This is a genomic window from Kineosporia rhizophila (assembly GCF_021277265.1).
GTDB lineage: Bacteria > Actinomycetota > Actinomycetes > Actinomycetales > Kineosporiaceae > Kineosporia > Kineosporia rhizophila.
Genome location: NZ_JAJSOH010000006.1, coordinates 136,444 through 146,778 on the forward strand (window position 1 = coordinate 136,444; position 10,335 = coordinate 146,778).

Annotated in this window: 1 protein-coding gene (only partly in view); it reads left to right on the forward strand. The window is 73.5% G+C overall.

Features of this window, described 5'->3' with window-relative positions; translation table 11 throughout:
* On the forward strand, nucleotides 1-10,327 hold the end of the coding sequence (locus LWF15_RS11825; protein WP_232810500.1) for a type I polyketide synthase. Its footprint begins 37,595 nt before the window's first position; 10,327 of the gene's 47,922 nt are visible here — the last part of the coding sequence; the start codon falls outside the window, past its left edge; its stop codon occupies nucleotides 10,325-10,327.
* Nucleotides 10,328-10,335 lie beyond the last annotated feature (8 nt).

Genomic DNA, 10,335 nt, shown 5'->3' on the forward strand with positions numbered 1-10,335 from the left:
CCTGCGGGGCCTGGTGCCCGGCCACAGGCCGGCCCGCCGCACCGCCTCCGGCGCCTCGGCCTCCGGCCTGAGCGACACCCTCCTGGCCCTGCCCCCGGCCGAGCGCCTGCCCCGTCTGCTCGAACTGGTGCAGGTCCAGGCCGCGGCCGTGCTCGGACACCCCGACACCGGGCAGGTCCGGGCCACCAGCACCTTCCAGGAACTGGGCTTCGAATCGCTCACCGCCGTGGAACTGCGCAATCGGCTGGGTGGCGAGACCGGGCTGCGCCTGCCCGCGACCATGATCTTCGACTACCCCACCCCGCAGGTGCTGGCCGGGCACCTGCTGGAGGAACTGGCCGGCACCGCGCCCTCCACCGCGCCCGCCACCACGGTCGCGGCCCCGGCCGCGCGGACCATCGACGATCCGATCGTGATTGTCGGCATGGCCTGCCGCTACCCCGGCGGCGTGGCCTCCCCGGACGACCTGTGGCGTCTGGTCGCCGACGGCACCGATGCGATCACCCCGTTCCCGGACGACCGCGGCTGGAACGTCGACGCGCTGTACCACCCGGACCCGGACCACCCGGGCACCTCCTACACCCGGCACGGCGGATTCCTGGCCGAAGCGGCCGACTTCGACCCGGCCTTCTTCGGGATGTCGCCGCGCGAGGCCACCGCCACCGACGCCCAGCAGCGTCTGCTGCTGGAGACCTCCTGGGAGGCGATGGAGGGCGCCGGGATCGACCCGACCACGCTGCGGGGCAGCCGCACCGGCGTGTTCACCGGCGTGATGTACAGCGACTACGCCTACCTGCTGGCCGGTCAGCCCGAGCTGGAAGGGCAGCAGGGAACCGGCAGTTCACCCGCCGTCGCCTCCGGCCGGATCTCCTACACCTTCGGCCTGGAAGGCCCGGCGGTCACCGTGGACACCGCCTGCTCCTCTTCGCTGGTGGCGCTGCACCTGGGGGCGCAGGCCCTGCGCGCCGGGGAGTGCTCGCTCGCCCTGGCCGGTGGCGTCACGGTGATGTCGATGCCCAGTGTCTTCACCGGATTCTCGCGGCAGCGCGGGCTGTCGGCCGACGGTCGGTGCAAGTCCTACGCGGATGCGGCCGACGGTGCGGGCTGGTCCGAGGGCGTGGGCATGCTGGTGCTGGAAAGGCTTTCGGACGCTCGCCGCAACGGTCACGAGGTACTGGCAGTCGTCCGGGGTTCGGCGGTGAACCAGGACGGCGCGTCGAACGGTCTGACCGCTCCGAACGGGCCTTCGCAGCAGCGGGTGATCCGGGCGGCCCTGGAATCGGCCGGTCTGCAGTCGGCCGATGTGGATGCGGTCGAAGGTCACGGCACCGGGACGGCTCTCGGGGACCCGATCGAGGCCCAGGCACTGTTGGCCACGTATGGACAGGACCGCGAACGGCCGTTGTGGCTGGGGTCGATCAAGTCGAACATCGGGCACGCCCAGGCCGCGGCGGGCGTGGCCGGGGTGATCAAGATGGTGCAGGCCATGCGCCACGGCGTGCTGCCCGCCACCCTGCACGTCGACGAGCCCTCCAGTCACGTCGACTGGTCGGCCGGTGCGGTGGAACTGCTGCGCGAACCGGTCGAGTGGACGGCCGGTTCACGGCCCCGCCGGGCGGGCGTCTCGTCGTTCGGCATCAGCGGGACCAACGCGCACGTGGTGCTGGAGCAGGCTCCCTCGTCGCCGGCCCCACAGACATCCGACTGGACGTCCCCGGCCACGGCTTGGGTACTTTCGGGCAAGAATGCCGCTGCCCTGGCCGGTCAGGCCGAACGGCTTACGGACGCTGTCGGCGGGCTTGAGCCGGTCGATGTCGCCTTCTCGTTGGCGGCCTCGCGGGCGGTGTTCGAGCACCGTACGGTTGCGGTGGGTGCGGATGCGGCCGAGCTTGCGGACGCCTTGGGCGGGCTCTTCGCGCGAGGTGTCCAGTTGGCGGGTCCGATCCAGGATCTCGGTGGCCGGCCTTCCGGTGCGGGAACCGTTTCCGGGGTGGCTGATGTGGACGGCCGCACGGCCTTCGTGTTCCCGGGCCAGGGGGCGCAGTGGGTCGGTATGGGGGCTCGTCTGCTGGATGAGTCGCCGGTGTTCGCTGAGCGGATGGCCGAGTGTGCGGTGGCGTTGGAGCCGTTCGTGGACTGGTCGCTGCTCGATGTGGTGCGCGGTGGCGAGGCGCTGGACCGGGTGGATGTGGTCCAGGCAGTTTCGTTCGCGGTCATGGTCTCGTTGGCCGCGGTGTGGGAATCGGCCGGTGTGAAGCCGGATGCGGTGGTGGGGCATTCGCAGGGTGAGATCGCGGCCGCTGTCGTGGCCGGGGCGCTTTCGCTGCTGGACGGTGCTCGGGTGGTGGCGTTGCGGTCGAAGGCCATTGCCGGGTCGCTGGCCGGTCGTGGCGCCATGGCGTCGGTGGCCTTGCCGGCGGCTGAGATCACCGTGCCGGAAGGTGTTTCGGTTGCGGCGGTGAACGGTCCGCGGTCCGTGGTGCTGGCGGGCGACCCTGCAGCCGTTCAGGCGCTGGTCGATTCGTACACCGAGCAAGGCGTGCGAGCGCGGATGATCGCGGTGGACTATGCCTCGCACTCGCGGCACGTGGACGACGTCGAGGCCGAGTTGGCCGAGGTGCTGGCCGGGTTGGAGCCGCGGCCGGTGTCGGTGCCGATGCTCTCGACGCTGACCGGTGAATGGCTGGAAGGCGCCGAGCTTGACGCGGGGTACTGGTTTGCGAACCTGCGTAACCCGGTGCGGTTCCAGGCTGCGGTGGAGCGGCTCCTGGGGGAGCGGTTCCGCGCGTTCGTAGAGGTCAGTTCGCATCCGGTGCTGACCGTGGGTGTGCAGGAGGCTATTGACGAGGCGGACGTTGTGGCCGTCGCCGCGGGCACATTGCGGCGGGACGAGGGTGACTGGCAGCGGGTGCTGACCAGCCTGGCCGAGGCCTGGGTGCGCGGGGTGGCGGTGGACTGGGCAGCGTTGTTCCCGGGCCGACGGGTTGCCCTGCCCACCTACGCCTTCCAGCACCAGCGGTACTGGCCCAGCGGTGGCCGCTCCGGCGACGTGGGCGGTCTGGGGCAGGCGGCGATCGGGCACCCGCTGCTGGGTGCGGCCGTCGCGGTGGCCGGGGCCGACAGCACCCTGCTCACCGGCCGGCTCGCAGCGGCGAACCAGCCCTGGCTGAACGCCTTCGCCACAACGGCCAGCACCGGGACCGGCGACATCCTGGTGCCGGCCTCGGTCCTGGTCGAAATGGCCGGCTTGGCCGGCGACCAGGTGGGCTGCGACCGGATCGAGCACCTCGACACCGGCACAGCGATGGTGCTGGGCGCCCGGGAAACGCTCTCGGTGCAGGTCCGGGTGGAAGCACCGGACGCCGCTGGGCGCCGCCCGGTCGAGATCTACGCCCGGCCCAGTGTCGGCGAGGCCGTCTGGACCCGCTACGCCAGCGGTGTGCTCGCCGTGGCGGCCGGGTCTGCGGTGACCTTCTCGGCGCGGGAGTGGCCGCCGGCCGGTGCGACTCCGGTGGACCTCGACGACCTGTACGAAGACCGCACCGCTGTCGTCCTTTCCGGCAATTCCGACCCGAGCCCGCTGCGGGCGGCCTGGCGCAGGGCCGACGAGGTGTTCGCCGAACTGCTCCTGCCCGAGAGCGTCGGGTCCGGAACGTTCGGCCTGCACCCGGTGCTTCTTGACGCGGTGCTGCATGCCGCCGGTGTCTCGGGTGGCTCCGCCGACCGCCCGGTGGCCTGGTCCGGGCTACGCCTCTACGCGACCGGGGCCACGTCGGTGCGGGTTCGGCTGGCCCCGGTCGGCGCCGATCGGCTGTCGGTGATGGCCGTCGACCAGGCCGATGAGCCGGTGCTCTCGGTCGAGGCGGTGACCGTGCAGGCACTCGACCCGGCGGCCCTGCCCTCCGGCCCGGCCGCCCTCACCAGCGACGCCCTGTTCCAGGTGGCCTGGCGGAACGTGGAAGTTCCGGCGGACCCCGCGGCCCAGCCTGAGCTGGTCGAGATCGCTCACCTGTCGGAACTGGCCACCCTGCAGTCAGTCCCGCCACTGGTGGCGCTGCCCGTCGTCCAGACGGACACCGATGTGGTGCCGTCGGTGCACCGTCTGACCGCAGAGGTTCTGCAGGCGCTGCAGACCTGGCTGGCCGATGAGAGGACCGGCGGATCCCGCCTGGTCCTGCTCACCAGGGGAGCGGTGAGCGCCCTGGACGGTGAGCCGGTGCCCGACCTTGCGGCCGCCGCGGTCTGGGGTCTGGTGCGCAGCGCGCAGGCCGAGAACCCCGACCGGTTCGTCCTGCTCGACCTGGAGTCCGGCCGGGCTGCTGACGGGCTGGGCGTGGCGCAGCGGCTGGGTGCGGCGGGTGTGACGGTGGCGCAACGCATGAGCGTGGCCGAACCGCAGGTGGCCGTCCGCGACGGGCAGGTGCTGGTGCCGCGTCTGACCCGGGCCACGCCCGCCCGGCCGCCGGCCTGGAACCCCGCCGGCACGGTCCTGGTGACCGGCGGTACCGGTGGCCTGGGCGCGCAGGTGGCCCGGCACCTGGTCACGGCGCACGGGGTCAGGCACCTGGTGCTGGCCGGACGCCGCGGTGAGAACGCCCCCGGCGCAACCTCGTTGCGGGACGAGCTGACGGCCGCCGGGGCCGAAGTCGTCTTGGCTGCCTGCGACGTCTCGGACCGGGCCCAGCTGGAGACGCTCCTGCAGCAGATCCCGGCCGAGCATCCGCTGACCGGCGTGGTGCACACGGCCGGCGTGCTCGACGACGGAGTCCTGAACGCCCTGGACGCCGAACGGCTCGAGACCGTGCTGCGGCCCAAGGCCGACGCGGCCTGGCACCTGCACGACCTGACCCAGCACCTCGACCTCGACGCGTTCGTGCTCTTCTCCTCCGCCGCGGCCACGCTGGGCGGCGGCGGGCAGGCCAACTACGCCGCGGCCAACGCCTTCCTCGACGCGCTGGCCGCCCAGCGACGAGCCGACGGCCGGGCTGCGGTGTCCCTGGCCTGGGGCTTCTGGGCGCAGGGCACAGGAATGACGGGCGAGTTGTCCGAGGCCGACGTGCGCCGGATGAGCCGTTCCGGGGTCAGCCCGATCCCGACCGAACTGGGCCTGGCCCTGTTCGACGCCACCACCACGGCCGAGCGCGCGGCCCTGATGCCGGCCCGGCTGGACCTGGCCGCCCTACGCCGCGCCGGTGAGATCCCACCGCTGCTGGGTGACCTGGTGCGTCGCGCCCGCCGCACGGCGGCGACGGGCCCGATGGGGGAGGCCGGTCTGGCCGACCGCCTCGCGGGCCTGGACCAGGCAGCCCGGCTGCGGGCGATGGGTGATCTGGTGCGCGAGCAGGCCGCCGCGGTTCTCGGGCACTCCTCGCCGTCGTCGATCGACCTGCGCAGTGAGTTCCGGGCCCTGGGCCTGGACTCGCTGACCGCGCTGGAACTGCGCAACCGGATCGGCGCGGCCACCGGCCTGCGCCTGCCGGCCGGGCTGGTGTTCGACCACCCGACGCCGGAGGCACTGGCCCGGCACCTGCTGGGCGAACTGCTCGGGCACGTCGGCGAGGTGGTCAGCGCCAGGACAGCCGTCAGGACCGGTGCGGTGGCCGACGACCCGATCGTCGTGGTGGGTATGTCCTGCCGCTTCCCCGGCGGGGTCAGCAGCCCCGAGGACCTGTGGCAGCTGCTGGAGAACGGTGTGGACGCGGTCACGCCCTTCCCGACCGACCGCGGCTGGTCGATCCCGGCCGACCGCTCTCCGCAGGGCGGCTTCCTCACCGGGGCCACCGAGTTCGACGCCGGCTTCTTCCGGATCTCCCCGCGCGAGGCCGTGGCCATGGACCCGCAGCAGCGCGTGCTCCTGGAGACCGCCTGGGAGGCCGTGGAGCGCTCCGGGGCCGACCCGCAGCGCCTACGCGGCAGCGACACCGGCGTGTTCATGGGCACCAACGGCCAGGACTACTCGGCGCTGCTGATGGACTCCGACGACGACGCCGTGCGCGGGCACGCCATCACCGGCCTGTCGGCCAGCGTGCTGTCCGGGCGGCTGTCGTACCTGATGGGTCTGGAGGGCCCGGCGGTCACCGTCGACACCGCCTGTTCCTCCTCGCTGGTCGCCATGCACCTGGCGGCCCAGGCCCTGACCTCCGGCGAGTGCTCGCTGGCCCTGGCCGGTGGCATCACCATCATGTCCACCCCGGCCTCCTTCGCCGGGTTCGACGCCCAGGGCGGTCTGGCCCCGGACGGGCGCTGCAAGGCCTTCGCCGACGGCGCCGACGGCACCGGCTGGTCCGAGGGGGCGGGCGTGCTCGTGCTGCAGCGGCTTTCGGACGCGGTGCGGGAGGGCCGGGAGATTCTGGCCGTGCTACGTGGATCGGCGGTGAACCAGGACGGAGCCTCCAACGGTCTGACCGCCCCCAACGGACCCTCGCAGCAGCGGGTGATCCGCCAGGCCCTGGCCAACGCCGGCTGGGAGGCCCAGGACGTGGACGCGGTCGAGGGGCACGGCACCGGAACCCGCCTCGGCGACCCGATCGAGGTGCAGGCCCTGCTGGACACCTATGGGCGGCAGCGGCCGCGGCCGCTGTGGCTGGGCTCGATCAAGTCCAACTTCGGCCACACCCAGGCCGCGGCGGGCATGGCCGGGGTGTTCAAGATGATCCTGGCCATGCGCCACGGGGTGCTGCCGCGCACCCTCCACGTGGACCGGCCCTCCGGCCACGTCGACTGGACGGCCGGTCCGGTGCGGCTGGTCACCGAGGCGGTGCCGTGGGAACGCGAGGGCCGTCCGCGGCGAGCCGGCGTCTCCTCGTTCGGGATCAGCGGCACCAACGCCCACGTCCTGCTGGAGGAAGGCCCGCAGACGGTCGAGGCAGCCGCGACGCAGACGGATTCGCCCCTTCCGGTACTGGTGTCCGGGCGGTCGGAGGCCGCCCTCCAGGCCCAGGCCGCTCGTCTGGCCCAGCACCTGCGCCGGCACCCGGACCTGACCGTCGCCGACCTGGCCTGGTCGCAGCTGAGCACCCGCTCGGCCTTCGAGCACCGCGCGGCGGTCACCGCCGGGAGCACCGACGAGGTGCTGGCCGGCCTGGCCGCGATCTCCGAGGGCGCGGCGAGCCCGGCCGTGCTGACCGGGACCGACCGCGGTGGGCAGCGCCTGGCCCTCAGCTTCTCCGGTCAGGGCAGCCAGCGGGCGGGTATGGGCGTCGGGCTGGGGGAGCAGTACCCGGTGTTCGCCGAGGCCCTGGAAACCGTTGCCCGCGAGCTCGACCCGCTCACCGGCGTCCCTCTGCTGCAGTTGCTGGACGACGAGGCCGCGCTGCAGCGCACCTCGGGCAGCCAGCCGGCCCTGTTCGCCCTGCAGGTGGCTCAGTTCCGGCTGCTGGAGTCGTGGGGCGTGCGGGCCGACGTCCTGGTCGGGCACTCGGTCGGGGAGATCGCGGCCGCCCACGTGGCCGGGGTGCTCTCGCTGCCGGACGCCTGCCGGCTGGTGGCGGCCCGGGCGAGATTGATGGACGCTCTGCCGGACTCGGGCGCGATGGTGGCGGTTCAGGCCTCGGAAGCCGAAGTGCTGCCGCTGCTGGCCGGTCTCGAGAGTCAGGTGACGATCGCGGCCGTGAACGGCCCGACTTCAGTGGTGCTCTCGGGTGTCGAGGACGTGGTGCTGGAGCTGGCCGGTCACTTCGCCAAGACCCGCCGACTGAAGGTGTCGCACGCGTTCCACTCGCCGCTGATGGCGCCGATGCTGAGCGAGTTCGCCGCCGTGGTGGAGGATCTGGAGTTCCGGGCACCGGCGATCCCGATCGTTTCCACGGTGCAGTCGGGGGCCGATGTGGCCACCGCCGAGTACTGGGTGCGGCACGTCAGCTCGCCGGTGCGCTTCGCCGACGCGGTACGTGACTGCGGGGCTGCGATTTTCGTCGAGCTCGGCCCGGATGCGGTGACCAGCGCGATGATCTCCGAGGTGGTCAAGCCGGCGCCGGTCACCATCCCGATGCTGCGCGCCCGGCAGGACGACGGGGCCGAGACCGGCCGGGCCCTGGCCGCTCTGCTCGTGCACGGTGTCCCGGTCGACGAGACTGCCCTGCGGGGTGGGGCTCGCCGGATTTCCCTGCCCACCTACTCGTTCCAGCGAGAGCGCTACTGGCCGCAGACGTCCGTTGGTGGTCGCAAGCCGGCCGGGGCGGCAGCGGACGCGGACTTCTGGAACGCGATCGAGTCCGACGACCTGGGCTCCCTGGCCTCCACCCTGGGCGTGGACGACGAGGCGCTCGGGGCCGTACTCCCGGCCCTGACCGGCTGGCGGCGCAGCCGTGAGGAGGGTTCGCTGGCCAACTCGTGGCGTTACCGGGTCACCTGGAAGGCACTGGACCGGGCTCCGGCCGGAGGGGCCGCTCCGACCGGGCAGTGGCTGGTCCTGGCTCCGGAAGGCAGCGCCGGCAGCGAGTGGGTGCAGGGCGTGCGCCAGGCACTGGACACCCCGTCCGAGCTCCTGGCCGTGCCCGGCGCCGACCGGCACGAGGTGGCCGCGCGCATCCGCGCCTTGGGCGAGCGGCCCTGGGGCGGGGTGCTGTGGCTGACCGACGGCCTGGCCCTGGTTCCAGGGGAGTCCTTAGGAGCCGCCGTGTCACATTCGCCGCAGTCGATGCCGTCGGGTGTCGCCGCGGAGGTGTCGATGACGATGAGTGTGATCCAGGCCCTGGCCGATGCCGGGGTGACCGCCCGGATGTTCGGCGTCACCCGCGGCGCCGCCTCGATCGGGCGGATGGAGCCGGCGCCCGGCCCGGCGCCGGCCGGGGTGTGGGCGGTCGGCCGGGTCGCCGCGCTCGAACAGCCCCAGCGCTGGGGTGCTCTGGTCGACCTGCCCGGCACCCTGGACGACACCGTCGCCGCCCGCTTCCGGCAGGTCCTGGCCGGCTGGGGCGACGAGGACCAGCTGGCCGTGCGGGGGGCCGGGGTCTTCGGGCGCCGGCTGGTCCAGGCCCCGGCCTCGGGGCCGGTGGCCGAATGGGCACCGACCGGAACGGTTCTGATCACCGGCGGCACCGGCGGACTCGGATCGCTGGTGGCCCGCAAGCTGGCCCGGCAGGGAGCGTCGCACCTGGTGCTCACCAGCCGCCGTGGCCTGGAGGCCCCCGGCGCCGAAGAACTGCAGGCCGAACTGACAGCGGCGGGGACCCGGGTGGACGTCGTCGCCTGTGACGTCACCGACCGGGATGCGCTGAGCGCGGTGCTGGAGCAGTTCCCGCCCTCGGCCGTCGTGCACACCGCCGGCGTGAACCGCTCCACCGCCCTCGCCGACCTGGATCCGGCCGAGGCGCAGGAGGTGGCCGCGGCCAAGGTCCTCGGGGCACTCAACCTCGATCACCTGCTGGGCGAGCGCGACCTGGACGCGTTCGTGATGTTCTCGTCCATCTCCGGGGTCTGGGGCAGCGGCGGGCAGGCGGCCTACGGGGCGGCCAACGCCGCTCTGGACGCCCTGGCCGAACAGCGCCGGGCCCGGGGGCTGACCGCGACCTCGGTGGCCTGGGGTGCCTGGGCCGGTGACGGTATGGCCGCGGACGGCGAGACCGAGCAGTACCTGGCCCGGCGCGGTGTGGTCACGATGGCCGCCGAGCCGGCGCTGCGGGCCCTGTGGTCGGCGATCGCCCGCCGCGAGGTGACGGTGACAGTGGCCGACATCGCCTGGGACCGGTTCGTGCCCGCCTTCACCGCCGGCCGGCCGAGCCCGCTGTTCACCGACCTTCCCCCGGTACGGGCGGTGCAGGACGGCCTGGCGCAGGAACGGCGCAGCCAGGAGTCGGCCGCGTCGGCCCTGCGGGAACGGCTGCTGGCCCGGCCCGCGGCCGAGCGCCCGGAGCTGCTGCTGCAACTGGTGCGCGAACAGGTGGCGGCCGTGCTGCGGCTGCCGCAGGACGAGCCGGTGGCGGCCGCCAAGGCGTTCAGCGACCTGGGCTTCGACTCGCTGACCGCGGTCGAGCTGCGCACCGGGCTCAGTGCGGCGACCGGGCTGGACCTGCCCGCGGGCCTGGTCTTCGACCACCCGACCCCACAGGCCCTGGCCGCCTTCCTGGCCCGCGAGCTGGCACCCGACGCCGCCGGTGACCCGGAGCACGGGGTGGAGGGGCTGCTGGCCGCCGTCGACCGGATGGCCGCCGAGGTCCGCACCCTGAACGGCGACCAGGCCGGCCGCGACCGGGTGGAGGAACGCCTGCGCTCGCTGCTGGCCGAGGTGACCGGGCACCGACCGGCCTCCGCGGTCCGGGAGCGGCTGGTGACCGCCTCCGACGACGAGCTGTTCAGCCTTCTCGATGACGACCTCGGTCATTCCTGACCGCTAAG